Raw genomic sequence first — 16,202 nt, 5'->3', positions numbered from 1 at the left:
ATCTGGCGCAGAGGGGGAATTTCAATGGCGCACATGTTGATTATTGGGGGAACGGGCACGTCAAGTGCCTGGGAAAAAGGCTTTTTTGAAAAGAAGGGATTCGACGTTGCCGCCGCGGCCGGCGGAAAAGACGGGCTGGCGGCGGCGAAGCAGGGAGGGATCGACGTAATCCTGATTCATTCGCCCTTGCCGGATGGGGACAGCATAGGCCTGTGCTGTCAGATTCGCGCGGCCCAGAACGTCCCGGTGTTTCTCGTCGCAGAAAGGGGCTGCGACGAAGAACAAATCAAGGCATTGGAAGCCGGGGCAGACGATTATATTACGGCTCCCGTTTCGCCGGCCGTCATGGCGGCGCGCATCGAAGCGTGCTTGTCCATGCGCCGCCGGCTGCTGGAAGAACGGCGGACCGTCGGCGAAGACGCGGATATCTGCGTCGGCGACTTAACGATTTTTATTCGCCGCCGCCAGGCCTTCCGCGGCCGGACGGAAATCCCGCTGACCGTTAAGGAATTCGACTTGCTGGCATTTTTAGCCGGCCATCCCGATCAGGTGTTTTCCAAGCAGGAGCTGTTTAAGCAGGTCTGGCATCTCGACGCCAGCGGAGATTTGGCGACTGTAACGGTCCACATCAACCGGCTGCGGGAAAAGCTGAATCAAGTATCGCCGGCGTTTACGGCCATTGAAACCGTATGGGGGAACGGCTACCGCTTTCAAACTGCATAAGCAATACGAAAAAGACCCTGTCTGAACCGGTTCAGACAGGGTCTTTCGTATCGTATAAAAGAATGGGAACCCGTTAGAATTCCGTATCCTCCAGCAAGCTGACCTTGCCGAAGCGGGTTACGAGATCCTTTCGTTCCATTTTCCACTGCAACGACGCGATGCTGTACGTCGGGTCGTAGTTGGGCGACTGCATGTTGAGGATGCCGCAGACAAATTCATAGGCTAAATCATTGGTAAAGAACTTATCTTTATTTTGTTTGACGGCTTCGACGACTTCGGGATTGCGGGCCTGATAGCCTTCCGATAAGTAGCAGAACATGGGAATGCGCAGCACCTTGAAGGAGATGTCGTCGGGCTGGCGGCCTTTGTCGGGATCGCTGCCGTGATCGGAGAAGTAAATCATGGCGTCTAAGTTGAGATTTTCCTTGGCGTATTCGAAAATCTGCGACAATACCCAGTCCGTATACAGGACGGTGTTGTCGAAATCGGCCTGCTGATTTACCGTGCCGTCGTTAAATACCTGGAATTCCTTGGGATAGCGGTTGCGGTATTCAATGTGGCTGCCCATGAGGTGAAGGACGACGAAGTTCTTTTCATTCGGGTCGACGCGCTGCAGGAACTGCAGGAGCGCGCCGTCCATCGTCGACTGCTTCAATTCCTGGTCTACCCATTCGGATACGTCAGCGGTCTTGGCGACGAGCGTGATGGGCGTGTCGGCGACGCCGATAGAGCCCTGGTTGCTGAACCAGTACGTCTTATAGCCGGCCTTTTTCGCCATATCCAAAATGGAAATAGAAGAGTTGAATTCCTTGTTATTGTAGAAATTGGCTTCCGTCAAGGCCCGTTCCAAAACGGGGACGGTGTACCAGACGCAGCTGTAGGCGTTGGAAAACAGCGTAAAGTCCGGGTCTTCCTTCATAGCTGTCAGCCATGGCGTATTTTCTACGTGATTCGGGTTGAAGGCGTGCATGAGGGTCCGCGTTTCCGACTCGCCGATGACAACGACGACTGTATTAGGGTACTCGGCCGGATTCAGCTGGACCGCCTGCAGGGCGGCGAATTTGCCGTCATGGTTTTCCGTATACAAGGCGGAGCGTTCCATGTAATCGTGCGTATCGATAAAGGTGCGGATCGGGAAGGCCTGCGGGAAAATTTCTTCGCCCAGTGCGCCGACAGATGGGAAAATAATCAGCAGCGACAGCAAGGGGAGAATCTTTCGGTACACCGGCGTGCGGGGCAAGGTCTTCTGCGTGTAGTTGGCGAAGAGAAGGCCGCCGATTAAAAGCGCTACGAACAATGCGATAAAGACGATGCGGCCGATGCCGAGGGAATGGAAGTATTCCAGCGTTTCCGCCGGCCCCGTTTGGAAGATGAGCAGCGCCCCCGACGTGGTAATGCACGAGTGGTACAGGGCGAAGTATACCCACTGCAGGGCGATGACGAAGAAGGCCGCGAACTGAACGGCCGTCATGATGGCTGCGCTGATTTTGCGGTTTAAAAACTGCCGGGCCGCCATGTTCAGACAAAAGAGAATGGCGAAGAGATACAGGCCGACGTAAATATCATACATATTATTTAAATACACTGTATTCTGCTGTATCAGCGTGATATAGCTCAGATAAGGCCCCGTCACGATCCAGCTGACGGCGATGAGGGCCGTCGGCACGACGGAAGCGATGCATAGATGACGCCAATACAGGGCCAGGGACAGGACGACTGCTCCTACGGCTGGAATCAGCCCGACCGTCATATGATGTATATTATCAGGCCCCAGGCCGAGGGACACGAGAAACTGCCATTGATAGCACAAGGCGTAGATGACGAAAAACGTACATAGCAAGTAAACGAGCCTGCGTCTTGAAACGGCAGAAGAAAAATCCGCTTTCAACGAAGACAAGGACAACCGCTGCGGTTTGTTGGCGGGTTTTACCATGGAATGTCACCTTTCTGTAAATAATGTAAATACTATGTAAATGCATGTATCGACCTTATTATACATCAAAATACAGGGTTTACATAGTAGCGACAGCCAGGGAAATCGAGATTTTTTCAGATTTAAGGCGACGTGAAGCCGCGACGGGTCTCACTGAGAAAAGAGATCACGCTTTTATCTCCTTAGCAAGGCCTTCCCAACAGCGTAAGACGCCGAATGTCCTGAGGCGGCAGGGGGATTTGAAAAAAAGAGGCGTGTTCTGCAAAAATTATAAAAAAAGTACTTGCCAAAAGAGCCGGAACATGATAGAATACTTTTTGTCGGAACGCGAGACGTTCTGAAAAGTATGAAACGGCCCCGTGGTGTAGCGGTTTAACATGTCGCCCTGTCACGGCGAAGATCGTCGGTTCAAATCCGATCGGGGTCGCCATATTTTTTGCTCAGGTAGCTCAGTCGGTAGAGCAGGGGACTGAAAATCCCCGTGTCGGCGGTTCAATTCCGTCCCTGAGCACCAACAATTACACATGCGGTTGTGGCGGAATGGCAGACGCGCTACTTTGAGGGGGTAGTGAGCGAAAGCTCGTATGGGTTCAAGTCCCATCAACCGCACCAGGAAAAAGAGTTGTCGAGAAATTGACAGCTCTTTTTTTCGTAATATTCATTATACATAATACTCATGCGAAAGGGCAGGTGACAGCAGAATGATTATTGCAGCTTGCGTTGACGACGCTATGGAGATGGCCTTCAATCATCGCCGGCAAAGCCGGGATGTGCTCCTGATACGGCGTCTGCTGCAGCGCGCGGCGGGCCGGACCGTGTGGATACATCCGGACAGCGCCGTGCTGTTTGAAGCGCAGGAGGCGGGCAGCGTACGCGCTGCCGAGGATTTTCTGCAGCAGGCCGGCAGGGGCGATATTTGCTTCGTAGAAACGGCGGCCTTTGCGTCCTGGGCGGACGAGATTGAAGAAATATGGCTGTATCGCTGGAATCGGGCCTATCCGGGAGACGTATTTTTTCCTATTTCCCTGGAGCAGGGATGGAAGCTTGCGGAAAAAACGGATTTTTCGGGAAATTCCCATGCATGCATTACGGAGGAGATTTATAAAAAATGAAAAAATGTATATCTTTGTTATTGACGTTGGTTGCGGCGTTGTGTCTGATTTTGTCGGGATGCAGTAGTACGGAGACTTCGCGTCCGGTACAGGCCAGCTCTGTATCGGCTGCCGCGTCGTTGGCCGACATACCAGCCTTTTCCGGCCAGCCCTACGTCGTTCTTCATGACAATAAGCCGGATTTTTCGGAAAGCGACTTTTCGGAGTCGTCCTTTGAGCGGTATAGCCCTTTAGATTCGCTGGGACGCTGCGGCGCTGCCTTCGCCAATATTGGCAGGGACATTATGCCGACAGAAAAGAGGGGCGCTATCGGTCAGGTGAAGCCTTCAGGCTGGCAAGTGGCGAAATACGACAGCGTCGACGGCAAATATTTGTATAACCGCTGCCATCTCATCGGCTATCAGCTGTCGGCGGAAAATGCAAATAAGCAAAACCTCATTACGGGCACACGGTATATGAACGTACAGGGAATGCTTCCCTTTGAAAACATGGTAGCCGACTATGTGAAGGAAACGGGAAACCACGTGCTGTACCGGGTTACGCCGGTCTTTCAGGGAAAGGAGCTCGTCGCCCGGGGCGTGCAGATCGAAGCGGAATCGGTAGAGGACAAGGGCGCCGGCATTTGCTTTAACGTCTATTGCTATAATGTCCAGCCAGGCATCGTCATCGACTATGGGACGGGCCAAAGCCATGCAGAAGGCGGCGGAACCGTGCCGGCTCATGACGGGACAGCACCTGCCGGCGCAGACCAAACTGATACGTACATATTAAATACGAATTCTAAAAAATTTCACAAGCCTTCTTGTTCCGGCGCTAAGACCATAAAGAGCCAGAATAAGGAAACCTATACCGGCTCGCGCGGCGACTTATTGGCCCAGGGATATTCACCCTGCGGCAGCTGCAAGCCTTAGATATTTTTATATTGTGCAATGAAAGCCTCTGTCGGCAGTGGGCTTTCATTTTTTTATATAAGTGCTATACTCTTTTGACTGCTTGGCCTTTTGCAGTTTCTTTCGTCAACTGCCGAATGCACCCCGCTCTGTAAATTCTCACTGGCCTTCCTCGTTCTCGCAGAAGGTCAGAATGTTAGGTAAAAGACAGCGGACTATTGCCTCGATTTGATGTTGTGGAATAGTGGTGTTATGGATTCGCATTCCTCTTCGTGCGGCAGCCTTTTTTGTATTTCCAGCCAGAAGGAGGAATGCTTGGCTGTTAGTAATGATGGAATATAGGTTTAACGATATACGTAAGGATATACGGCGCGCCGCTGGGCTTTCGGACGGCGCCCTTTCTATTTTACGTCCTTTTTACGGGGCGCGTAAGAATTTTTTACAGCTTATTTTCTATTCTTCTTTTTTACTATGTATGGTATAATAAACCAATATAGTACTTTTATTTTAGTACTCAGGAGGGAGTAGATTAGTATGAATGAAATCTTTACCAGACGCAGCGTTCGAAAATTTTTGCCGACTATGGTTGAAGATGAAAAGATAGAACTCTTGCTGCGCGCCGGCATGGCCGCCCCTTCCATGGGAAACCAACAGCCTTGGGAATTTTACGTCGTTCGTGATAAACGGGTGATTCAGGATTTATCCCGCTGCAGCCCCTACGCCGGCTGCGCGGCAAACGCGCCTGCAGCTATCGTCGTTTGCAGCCGCGATACAAACCAGCGGTTCCCGGCATTTGTCAACCTTGATTTGAGTGCTTGCGTAGAAAATATTCTGTTGGAAGCAGTTCATTTGGAATTGGGAGCTGTATGGATCGGTGTCTCGCCGTATAAATCGAGAGAAGTCATTGTTCGCCGCGCCGTAGGCGTTCCTGAAGGGTTTACGCCCTTTGCTATCGTATCTTTCGGCTATCCGAAAGACAGCGGTAATGAACGGCTGAAAGAAGACCGCTACGACCCGTCCCGGGTTCATTATCTCTAATTATATAGGTACGGATTCGACAGGTGCTTGAGCAAATCAGGCGCCTGTTTTCGTAAAAAGAGAGGATTGGAGCTATGTTTAATATCGGAATGGGCGAGATGATCGTCGTAGCCGTCGTCGCGCTGTTCGTCTTCGGTCCGGGAAAACTTCCGGAAGTCGCGAGAGCCTTTGGGAAGGGCCTGCGGGAATTTCGAAAGGCTATGCATGATGTCGCCGACGATATCCATGCCGGGGATATACAGGAAGTCAAAGAATCTATTCAAAAGGATATAAACGACGTGAAGAACATAGGAGGAAGCTATGGAGACAAAGCCCGATAAGGCGGAAGAGGAAATCGCGGCAGTGCGGAGCGCAGCGACGGCTGACGGCGATAGCTCTCCCGTTAAGAAGGAGTGTCAGGATGGAGAAATGCCGCTGAGCGGACATTTGCAGGAATTTCGCAGCCGCCTGATCATCTGCCTGGCGGCAGTAGCCGTTGCCAGCGGCGTTTCCTATAATTTTGTAGAGGAAATCATTGACATTATATCGGCTCCGGCAGGCAAGCTGTATTTTCTCAATCCAGCAGAAGTCTTTTTTTCGTATATTCAGGTAGCTGTGTGTACGGGCATATTGGTGACGCTGCCGATTATTTGCTATGAACTATGGGGCTTCGTTCGTCCGGCCCTGATGCCTTCGGAGCGGGCCGCCGTGTTCTGGCTTATTCCCACGGCGGTGCTGCTGTTTTACGCCGGCCTGGCCTTTTCGTATTACGCCGTATTTCCGGCGGCCGTATTGTTTTTTATGGGCTTTGCTACGGCGTCGCTGCAGCCTATGTTTTCGCTCAGCTCGTACCTGTCCTTTTTTATTGCCTTTATGCTGCCCTTCGGCGTCGTCTTCGAGCTGCCCCTCGTCTTGTTTTTCCTGGCGAAGATGGGACTGATTACATCGGCCTTTTTGAAATCTAAGCGGCGCGTCCTCATCGTCGTCGCCTTTATCTTCGCTGCCGTCGTGTCGCCGACGACGGACATATTCACACAGGTCATGATCGCCGTGCCGATGATCGTACTGTACGAAGCGAGCATCCTGCTGGTGCGGTTTATTTTGAGGAAATAATATAATATTTGCAGAATATTGCAACATGAAGTAAATAGAAATATGTTGAGGAAGACCATTCAGTGCGCTATAAAGACTGGATGGTCTTTTTTCTGCATTTTATAGGCTATCGTTATAAAGCAATAAGTTAATGTTATTTGCTTTTATTTTCCATATTTTACCTAAAAATTACGATATATAAATATAATCTTTGCAAAGGGGACGTACACTGCAACAAGAGTGTTGAAAAAGGAGGACATCCCTATGCTGGAGTTAAGGCATATTGTTAAAAAGTATGATGAAAAAGTGATTCTTGACGATATTTCCCTGACCGTGGAAGACGGCGAAATTATTTCTATCTTAGGGCCTTCCGGCGGCGGCAAGACGACGCTGCTGAACGTCATTTTAGGAATTACGCCGATCAGCGGCGGTCAGCTCTTGTATAACGGCGAAGATTTAAGCCGCGTTCCCATGCAGAAGCGGGGCTTCAACATTGTATTTCAGGATTATGCATTGTTCCCCAACCTGACGGCTTATCAGAACATCGTATACGGCCTGCGCAACAAGCCGGGCATCGCTACGAAAGAAGAAGTGGCAGATCTCATTCGGCTCCTCGATTTGCAGGACCACGTCAATAAGCGCATCGGCCAGCTTTCAGGCGGCCAGAAGCAGCGCGTCGCGTTAGCCCGGACACTGGTGATGAAGCCGAAGATTCTCCTGCTTGACGAACCGCTCAGCGCGCTGGACGGCGTCATTAAAGAATCCATTAAAGAACGCATCCGCACCATTGCCAGACAATATCATCTGACGACGATTATCGTCACCCACGATCCGGAAGAGGCCCTTACCTTGTCTCATCGGGTGCTCATTTTAAACGGCGGCAAAATTGCCCAGTTCGACACGCCGGACAACATCATCCATGCGCCGAAGGACGATTTCATCAAAAAGTTTATCTTGTCGCAGCTGCAAATCAAGCGCGACAACATTTACAAGCTGTTCGAGCCCGGCGCGATGCCTGCGGCGCGGCAGGCGCAGTAAAGGAGAAGGTCATGGAAAAAGAACGAATAGAGTTAAAGTTTATATTCGGGCTTATATGCGTCGTCTTTTTAGGCGCCGTTTGCTGTCCCCTGGCTATCTTGCTCAGCAAGTCCTTCTTGCAGGCTTCCGGCGGCGTCGGATTGGAAAATTATCTGGCCGTGCTGAACAATGAGGAATTTTTACTGTCCCTGCGCAACAGCTTTGCTGTATCGGGACTGGAAGCCTTCATCACAGTCGTGCTGGCCTTTGTATTGGCTTATGGCCTTCATTATACGAAGCTTCCTGAGAAATTTAAATCTGTCGTACAGATTCTCATCATCCTTCCCATGTTTCTGCCGACCTTAACCTATGGGTTTGCCGTCATTTATTCCTTGGGCAAACAGGGGTTAATTACTCAGATTATCGGGCACCAGCTCTTTTCCATTTATGGATTTTGGGGATTGCTCATTTCCTACGTTATCTACACGCTGCCGCCAGCCTTTGTTTTGCTGTACAACGCCTTTAAGTACGTAGACAAACATTTCATCATCGTATCGCAGATTATGGGCGACAGCCCGCTGCGCACGTTCTATATTACGAGCGTGCGTCCTATGATTGGGACGATTGCTGCGGCCTTTATTTTGTCTTTCTTCTTGTCCTTTACGGACTTTGGTATTCCCGCGTCCATCGGCGGGCAGTACACTGTCGTGGCAACGCAGCTGTACATGGTCATGATGGGCGCCGTGCCCGATTTCCAGTCCGGTTCGGCTATTGCCGTCATCATGCTGATTCCGTCCATCGTTGCCGTGTGGCTCCTGCGGTTTACAGAACGCTTCAACTTCCGCTACAACAAGATCAGTACCTTTGAGCTGGCCGACGATAAAGTGCGCGACGGCTTCTTCGCCGCCGTGTATGTCGTCGTGATCGCCGCGATCTTCGCTATTTTCGCCATCATGTTCATCGTGCCCTTTATCAAGAGCTGGCCCTATCAGGTCGTCTTTACGACGGAAACGCTGCAGCGCATTTTGAGCGACCGGTCCATTGAAACGGTGTATACGAACTCCGTCATGGTAGCCGCCGCCACGGCCGTCATCGGCACGGTCCTGGCCTACATGGCCGCCCTGGTCAACGCCCGTTCCCAGCTTCCCGGCGTCTGCAAGATGCTCATGGACGCCTGCGCCATGGTGACGAATACCGTTCCCGGCATGGTCCTCGGCGTGGCTTTCTTGTTTGCCTTTACGGGCTCGCCGATTCAGAACACCTTCATCATCATTATCCTGCTGAATTCGGTCCGCGAATTTACGACGCCGTACCTCATGATTCAGGCCTCCCTGTCTAAGATCAACATGTCTTGGGAAACGACGGGGGCCCTGATGGGCGATTCGTGGCTGAAGACGATTTTCCGGGTCATCATTCCCAACACGATGTCGACGGTGTTCCAGATGCTCAGCTATATCTTCATTCAGGCTATGGTCACGATCAGCGCCATTATCTTCGTCACCGGCGCCCGCACGATGGTCATGACGACGAAGATCACCCAAGCCCAGTATTTTGAAAAATACGACGAAGTATTTGTGTTGTCCCTGCTCATTTTCCTGACGAATATTATCGTCAAGGTTATCTTCGATTATCTGTCGAGCCATGACGATATCGTGCTCCATGTCAAGCAGAAATTCCAAAGCATTTTCGGCAAAGAGGCCAAACGGCAGAACGCCGGCCTGGAAGATTTGCCGGAACGCATATAAAAATCACAATATGTATAAGCTACTACGAGGAGGATTTGCATCATGAAAAAATGGTACAAGTATTTAATCGCCGGATGTTTGGCCGTGACTATGGCCGCCGGATTTGCCGGCTGCGGCAGCAGCGGAGACAGCGCGTCGGCAGACGAACAAGTCGTCATCTATACCAACGCCGACCCGGAAGCGCAGGACGCCTTCAAGCATGCCTTGGACAGCAACGGCTTTGAAGGAAAATATGTCATGCAGGCCTTCGGCACGTCTGAATTAGGCGGTAAGCTCATGGCCGAAGGCACGAATATCGAAGCCGACTTGATTACTATGAGCACCTATTATATCGATTCGGCCCAGAAGGAAAACAAGATGTTTGCCGACTTGACCTTCGACGCCAAGACCTTGCAGGAAACGCCGTCGTATTACAAGCCGACGACAGGCCAGTTCGGCGCCATCTTCGTCAATACGGAAGTATTGCAGAAGGAAAATCTCCCCATGCCGAAATCCATTAAAGACTTGACCAACCCCGTATATAAAGATAAGATTTCCCTGCCTGATATCATGGGCTCGTCTACATCCTGGCTGCTGGCCCAGGCCGTGTTCGACGCTTACGGCGAACAGGAAGGCGCAGCTATCTTGAAACAGCTCGAAGCCAACGCCGGCCCGCACATGGAAAAATCCGGTTCCGGCCCCCTCAAAAAAGTTAAGGCCGGCGAAGTGGCCGTCGGCTTCGGCCTCCGTCATCAGGGCCTGATGGAAGAACAGAAAGGCTTGCCCATTAAAGTCGTCGACCCGACGGAAGGCAACTTCTTCCTCACCGAAGGCGTAGCCGTTATCAATAAGGCCGACAGCAAGAAGAAAGAGCTGGCTATGAAGATGGCCGAATGCATCGTCAAGAACAGCCGCCAGGAACTGCTCAAATTCTACCCCATGGCCCTGTATGAAGGCGAAACCGTAGACAAGACCTTCGAACCGGCCTATCCGAAGCAGTATAAGGAAGCGCTGACTGTAGACCTCTTGAAAAAGCATCAGCAGCTCATTAAAGGATAATCGAAGAGAAAGCAGGTAACGAATTATGGATAAAAACAAATATAAATTGCTCACTCCGGGGCCGCTTACGACGACGGAAACGGTAAAAGAAGAAATGCTCGTCGACTTGTGCACCTGGGACAACGACTATAAGAACATGACCCAGGAAATCCGGGCGGAGCTCCTCCGCCTGGCCCATGCGGAATCGGGCTATACGACGGTGCTCATGCAGGGCAGCGGCACCTTCGGCGTAGAAGCCGTCTTGTCCAGCATCGTCAAGGATACGGACAAGATTCTCATCGCCGTAAACGGCGCGTACAGCAAGCGCATGGCGGAAATCTGCCGCTATCACCGCCTTCCCTACGCTGTCGTTGAAACGGCGTACGATACGATTCCCCAGGCGGACGCTATTGAAGAAGCCTTAAAAGCCGACCCGGCCATTACCCATATTTCCATGGTCCACAGCGAGACGACGACGGGCATTCTCAACGATATTGCCGCCGTCGGCGAAGTGGCGAAGAAGTACGGCAAGAAATTCATCGTCGACGCTATGAGCAGCTTCGGCGGTGTCGATATCGACGTGCCGGCTCTGGGGATTACGTACCTCATCAGCAGTGCCAACAAGTGCATCCAGGGCGTGCCGGGCTTCTCCTTCATCATTGCCAAGGAAGCTGATTTGAAGGAAACGAAGGGCACGGCCCGCAGCCTGTCCCTCGACGTATACGCCCAGTGGGAAACGATGGAAAAGGACGGCGGCAAATGGCGCTTCACGTCGCCGACACACGTCGTCGCGGCTTTCCGCAAGGCGCTGGAAGAACTGCGCGCCGAAGGAGGGATTGCGGCCCGTCACGAACGGTACGCCCGCACGAACGCCGCCCTTCGCGAAGGGATGGAAGCCCTGGGCTTTACGGCGTATATCGACAAGGACGTGCAGGGGCCGATCATTACGACCTTCCTGTACCCGGAAACCATGTCCTTCGACTTCCAGGATATGTACGCCTTCCTGAAAGAACGGGGATACGTCATCTATCCGGGCAAGCTGACGGCCCAGGATACGTTCCGCCTCGGCAATATCGGCGAAATTTACGACGAAGACGTACAGAAAATTCTGCAGATTTTCACAGATTATATGAAGGGATTGAAGTAAGACGATGAAAATAGAAGGAATTATCTTTGACTGGGCAGGCACGACAGTCGACTTCGGCTGCATGGCTCCTGTCCGGGCCTTTATGGACAGCTTTGCCGCCAACGGCGTAACCGTTACGGAAGAAGAAACGAGAAAGCCCATGGGGATGCTCAAGCGCGACCACATCCGCACGATGCTGTCCATGTACCGCATCGGCGAAGCCTGGAAAGACGCAAACGGCAGCGCTTGGGCGGAAGAAGACGTAGAAAAAGTTTACAGCCATTTTGAACCGGAGCTGTTGTCGACGCTCGCCAATTATTCGAAGGTAAAGCCCGGCGTCATCGAGACGGTAGCCAAGCTTCGGGCTATGGGGCTGGCCATCGGCTCGACGACGGGATATACGGACGTCATGATGGACATCGTCGTCAAAGCCGCGGCGGACCAGGGCTATGAGCCGGACTGCTGGTTTTCCCCTGATTCGACGGACGGCAAGGGACGCCCGTATCCCTATATGATCTTTAAAAACATGATGAAGCTGGGTTTGTCGGACGTGCGCTGCGTCGTCAAGGTCGGCGATACCGTGTCGGATATTAAAGAGGGCAAGGCCGCCGGCGTCTGGTCCGTCGGCATTATCGACGGCAGTTCCGTCATGGGACTGAACGAAGACCAGTTCAACGCCTTGAGCGAAGAAGAAAAAACGCAGAAGCGTCAGGACGTGCGGGCCGTATTTGAAGGAGCCGGCGCAGACTACGTGATTCAGGATATTACAGAATTACCAGCTGTCGTCGAAGCGATTCAGCATCGGTAACGCCTCTCCCTGCCTGCCGCGCAGCAATGTGCGGCGGGCTTTTTATCATTTTCGGAAGGATTCGGGGATAACTCGGCAGTTCTTATTTTGTATACAGTATTTATTCCGTATATAACGATTCCTTCTCTTGTAATGTTTTCCTATTTTGTTATAATTAAAACTACAGTGAAAAGAAAAGGTAATATACCTATCATTCATTGTTATGTACTGTAAATCATTACTCAGGAGGGTATTTTCATGAGAAAAATTCGTTCGGTTTTAGTGGCCAACCGTGGGGAAATCGCTATCCGCGTATTCCGTGCCTGCAACGAGCTGGGAATCCGCACCGTAGCTATTTACTCCAAAGAAGATTCGCTGTCGCTGCACCGTTTCCGTGCAGACGAATCCTATCTGGTTGGGGAAGGTAAGAAACCGGTAGATGCATATTTAGATATTGAAGATATTATCCGCATTGCCCATGAACACGACGTAGACGCTATCCATCCGGGGTACGGCTTCTTGTCCGAAAATGCCGATTTGGCAAAGCGCTGCGAAGAAGAAGGCATTATTTTCATTGGGCCTAAGGTCGAACATCTCATCATGTTCGGCGATAAAATCAATGCCCGTATTCAGGCTAAAAAAGCGGGCATCCAGTATATTCCCGGCAGCGACGGCCCGGTTATGAATTATGAAGAAGTCGAAAAATTCGCCCGCGAAGAAGGCTTCCCCATCATGCTCAAAGCCGTCAACGGCGGCGGCGGCCGCGGCATGCGCATGGTCAACCGCATGGTTGATTTGCGCGAAGCCTATGACCGGGCAAGGTCAGAAGCTAAATTGGCATTCGGCAACGACGAAATTTATTTGGAAAAATGCATCGTTAACCCGAAGCACATCGAAGTTCAGATTATGGGCGACGAACACGGCAACGTCATCCATTTATTCGAACGGGACTGCTCTATTCAGCGCCGTCATCAGAAGGTTGTCGAAATCGCCCCGGCCTTTTCCCTGTCGGAAAAGCTCCGCAAGGACATTTGCGACGCGGCGATCAAGCTCATGAAGAACGTCAACTATGTCAATGCCGGCACGGTCGAATTCCTTGTTACACCTGATGAAAAATTCTACTTTATCGAAGTTAACCCCCGCGTACAGGTAGAACATACTGTCACGGAAATGATCACGGGTATCGATATTGTACAGACCCAGATAAAAGTGGCCGAAGGCTATGCGCTGGACAGCAAGGAAATTGCCATTCCGTCGCAGGAATCGATTCATTGCCAGGGCAACGCCATCCAGTGCCGTATTACGACAGAAGACCCGATGAACAACTTTATGCCGGATTCGGGCAAAATTATGGTATACCGCAGCGGCGGCGGCTTCGGCGTCCGTCTCGACAGCGGCAATGCGTATACCGGCGCGATTATTACGCCGTACTATGATTCCCTTCTCGTTAAGGCTACGACATATGCGCTGACCCATGAAGGGGCTGTGCAGAAAATGCTGCGTACGCTGAAAGAATTCCGTATCCGCGGCGTTAAGACGAACATCGGCTTCCTCATCAACGTGCTGAAATCGCCGGAATTCGTAGACGGTTCGTACAATGTCAACTTCATTGACAACCATCCGGAACTGTTTAACCTGCCCGTCGTACAGGACCGCGGCACGAAGCTGCTGAAATACATCGGCGACACGACGATCAACGGCTACGCCGGCACGGGCCGCCAGGAAAAACCGGAATTCGAACGATTGGAAATGCCGACAGCTGCAGCAGGTGAGTATCCGGCCGGCACGAAGCAGATTTTCGATTCCATGGGGCCGGAAAAATTCTCCAAGTGGATTCTCGACCAGAAAAAAGTTTTGGTTACGGATACGACGATGCGTGACGCCCATCAGTCCCTGATGGCTACCCGCGTCCGCACCATCGATATGCTCCGCGTCCTCGAAACGGCATCCAAGAAGCTGCCGCAGTTCTTCTCCTACGAATGCTGGGGCGGCGCGACCTTCGACGTTGCCTATCGCTTCCTCTATGAAGATCCGTGGGAACGCCTCCGCCAGATGCGTGAAAAAGCGCCGAACATTTTGCTTCAGATGCTTATTCGCGGTGCAAACGCCGTAGGCTATACAAGCTATCCGGATAACGTCGTCAAAAACTTCGTCGAATTGTCGGCTAAGAATGGTATCGACGTATTCCGTATTTTCGATAGCCTCAACAGCCTGGACAACATGTACGGCACGATTCAGGCCGTCCGCGAAACGGGCAAGATCGCCGAAGTCGCCTTATGCTACACCGGCGATATCCTCGACAGCTCCCGCACGAAATACGACCTGGCGTACTACGTCAACATGGCGAAGGAACTGCAGAACGCCGGCGCCAACATCATCGCCATCAAGGATATGGCCGGCCTGCTCAAGCCGGAAGCGGCATACCGCCTCGTTTCGGCTCTGAAAGAAACGGTCGACCTGCCGATCCACCTCCATACGCACGACGGCTCGGGCAACGGCATTGCGACCTTGAGCCGCGCCGTGGCTGCCAACGTCGATATCGTAGACGCAGCCTACTCGTCCTTTGCCGGCGGCACGAGCCAGCCGAGCATGAACACGCTGTACTATGCGTTGAGCGGCACCGACCGCCAGCCCAATCTGGACATCGACGCCATGGAAGAAATGTCCCGTTACTGGGCGACGGTACGTCCGTATTACAAGGGCGTAGACAAGGCCGAACCGTTCCCCAACACGGAAGTATACCAGCATGAAATGCCTGGCGGACAGTTCTCCAACCTCCGTCAGCAGGCGAAAGCCGTCGGCCTCGGCGAAAAATGGAACGACATCAAGAAGATGTACCACGACGTTAACATGATGTTCGGCGATATCGTCAAGGTAACGCCGTCGTCTAAAGTCGTCGGCGACATGACGCTGTTCATGGTACAGAACGGCCTGACGGAAAAGGATATCTACGAAAAAGGCGATATCCTCAACTTCCCCCAGTCCGTCGTAGAATTCTTCGAAGGCCGTCTGGGCATCCCCTATCAGGGCTTCCCGGAAAAACTGCAGTCCATCATCTTGAAGGGCCGCAAGCCGTTGACGGAACGTCCGGGCAAGAGCCTGGCTCCCGTCGACTTCGAAGCCGTCCGCAAGAAACTGGCCGGCGCAGGCTACAAGCACGAAGACGAAGATATCAACGCATACTGCCAGTACGAAAAGGTATTTAAGGATTACAATGAAAATATCAAGCTGTACGGCGACGTAAGCGTATTGGATACGCCGACCTTCTTCTTCGGCATGAAGAAAAATGAAGAAATCCACGTTGAAATCGAAAAGGGCAAGGATTTGGTCATCACGATGATCAACATCAGCGACCCCGACGAAAGCGGCATGCGTACCATTACGTTCATGTTCAACGGCGTCGAACGTGAAATCCAGGTACAGGATAAGAGCGTCGACATGAAGACCGTGACGAGACGCAAAGCCGACCCGTCTAAGGTAGGCGATATCGGCGCGACCTTGTCCGGCTCCGTCGTCAACGTCCTCGTATCGCCGGGCCAGAAGGTCAAGAAAGGCGACGACCTCGTCGTAACGGAAGCCATGAAGATGGAAACGACCATTACGTCTCCTATCGACGGCACTATCGGCGAAATCTACGTCACCAAGGGACAGGCCATCATCAGCGGCGACTGCCTCCTGGAAGTATTAGCCTAATAGAATATGTACCTGCTGAACAGGCAGGAAAAAAACGCCAAGCATGCATT

The 16,202-nt window shown here is 52.0% G+C and carries 13 protein-coding genes and 3 tRNA genes; 15 read left to right on the top strand and 1 reads right to left on the bottom strand.

The annotated features are described in order from the left end of the window. Positions 1 to 24 precede the first annotated feature (24 nt). Positions 25 to 723 carry a response regulator transcription factor gene (locus CJ260_RS08515; RefSeq protein ID WP_095629892.1) on the top strand — a complete coding sequence of 233 codons (699 nt, stop codon included), beginning with the start codon at positions 25 to 27 and terminating at the stop codon, positions 721 to 723. A 73-nt stretch (positions 724 to 796) separates the two neighbouring features. Here the strand turns inward: CJ260_RS08515 and CJ260_RS08510 are convergent, their stop codons facing one another. Next, the gene (locus tag CJ260_RS08510) at positions 797 to 2,656 is read right to left on the bottom strand and encodes a phosphoethanolamine transferase (RefSeq protein WP_095629891.1); all 1,860 of its coding nucleotides are present in this window, start codon (positions 2,654 to 2,656) and stop codon (positions 797 to 799) included. Positions 2,657 to 3,009: 353 nt separating this feature from the next. On the opposite strand from CJ260_RS08510, the gene CJ260_RS08505 reads away from it, so the two are divergent. The 14 genes from CJ260_RS08505 to CJ260_RS08445 all read left to right on the top strand — a co-directional run bounded on the left by CJ260_RS08505 (position 3,010) and on the right by CJ260_RS08445 (position 16,152). Further along, positions 3,010 to 3,086 (top strand) — tRNA-Asp (locus tag CJ260_RS08505). An 8-nt stretch (positions 3,087 to 3,094) separates the two neighbouring features. After that, a tRNA-Phe gene (locus CJ260_RS08500) sits at positions 3,095 to 3,170 on the top strand. A 12-nt stretch (positions 3,171 to 3,182) separates the two neighbouring features. Continuing rightward, positions 3,183 to 3,268 (top strand) — tRNA-Leu (locus CJ260_RS08495). An 89-nt stretch (positions 3,269 to 3,357) separates the two neighbouring features. Next, positions 3,358 to 3,768, top strand: coding sequence for a ribonuclease Z (locus CJ260_RS08490; protein WP_095629890.1), 411 nt, complete (start codon positions 3,358 to 3,360; stop codon positions 3,766 to 3,768). Positions 3,769 to 3,782: 14 nt separating this feature from the next. Then, positions 3,783 to 4,679, top strand: a complete 897-nt coding sequence (locus CJ260_RS08485; RefSeq protein WP_233127933.1) for a DNA/RNA non-specific endonuclease — start codon at positions 3,783 to 3,785, stop codon at positions 4,677 to 4,679. Between the two features lie 513 nt (positions 4,680 to 5,192). Then, positions 5,193 to 5,696 carry a nitroreductase family protein gene (locus CJ260_RS08480; protein ID WP_087478224.1) on the top strand — a complete coding sequence of 168 codons (504 nt, stop codon included), beginning with the start codon at positions 5,193 to 5,195 and terminating at the stop codon, positions 5,694 to 5,696. 74 nt (positions 5,697 to 5,770) lie between these two features. Then, on the top strand, positions 5,771 to 6,016 hold the full coding sequence (gene tatA, locus CJ260_RS08475) for a twin-arginine translocase TatA/TatE family subunit (protein ID WP_095629888.1): 246 nt from the start codon (positions 5,771 to 5,773) through the stop codon (positions 6,014 to 6,016). Beyond that, a complete protein-coding gene (tatC, locus tag CJ260_RS08470) occupies positions 5,997 to 6,788 on the top strand; it encodes a twin-arginine translocase subunit TatC (protein WP_095629887.1) in 792 nt (263 codons plus the stop codon). Before tatA ends, tatC begins: the two co-directional genes overlap by 20 nt. Positions 6,789 to 7,031: 243 nt before the next feature. Then, positions 7,032 to 7,805 carry an ABC transporter ATP-binding protein gene (locus CJ260_RS08465; protein WP_095629886.1) on the top strand — a complete coding sequence of 258 codons (774 nt, stop codon included), beginning with the start codon at positions 7,032 to 7,034 and terminating at the stop codon, positions 7,803 to 7,805. An 11-nt stretch (positions 7,806 to 7,816) separates the two neighbouring features. Beyond that, the gene (locus tag CJ260_RS12990) at positions 7,817 to 9,529 is read left to right on the top strand and encodes an ABC transporter permease subunit (RefSeq protein ID WP_198947433.1); all 1,713 of its coding nucleotides are present in this window, start codon (positions 7,817 to 7,819) and stop codon (positions 9,527 to 9,529) included. Positions 9,530 to 9,571: 42 nt separating this feature from the next. Then, entirely contained in the window at positions 9,572 to 10,567 is a 996-nt protein-coding gene (locus tag CJ260_RS12985) for an extracellular solute-binding protein (RefSeq protein WP_087478229.1), read from the top strand. Positions 10,568 to 10,592: 25 nt separating this feature from the next. Then, on the top strand, positions 10,593 to 11,693 hold the full coding sequence (gene phnW / locus CJ260_RS08455) for a 2-aminoethylphosphonate--pyruvate transaminase (protein WP_095629885.1): 1,101 nt from the start codon (positions 10,593 to 10,595) through the stop codon (positions 11,691 to 11,693). A gap of 4 nt (positions 11,694 to 11,697) precedes the next feature. Then, positions 11,698 to 12,480 (top strand): phosphonoacetaldehyde hydrolase, encoded by a 783-nt coding sequence (gene phnX, locus CJ260_RS08450; RefSeq protein ID WP_095629884.1) that lies wholly within the window; start codon positions 11,698 to 11,700, stop codon positions 12,478 to 12,480. 237 nt (positions 12,481 to 12,717) lie between these two features. Beyond that, positions 12,718 to 16,152, top strand: a complete 3,435-nt coding sequence (locus CJ260_RS08445) for a pyruvate carboxylase (RefSeq protein ID WP_095629883.1) — start codon at positions 12,718 to 12,720, stop codon at positions 16,150 to 16,152. Positions 16,153 to 16,202: the final 50 nt, after the last annotated feature.

This window comes from Megasphaera sp. ASD88 (genome assembly GCF_002287425.1).
Taxonomy (GTDB): domain Bacteria; phylum Bacillota; class Negativicutes; order Veillonellales; family Megasphaeraceae; genus Megasphaera; species Megasphaera stantonii.
This window is presented reverse-complemented; position numbering and strand designations above follow the sequence as displayed.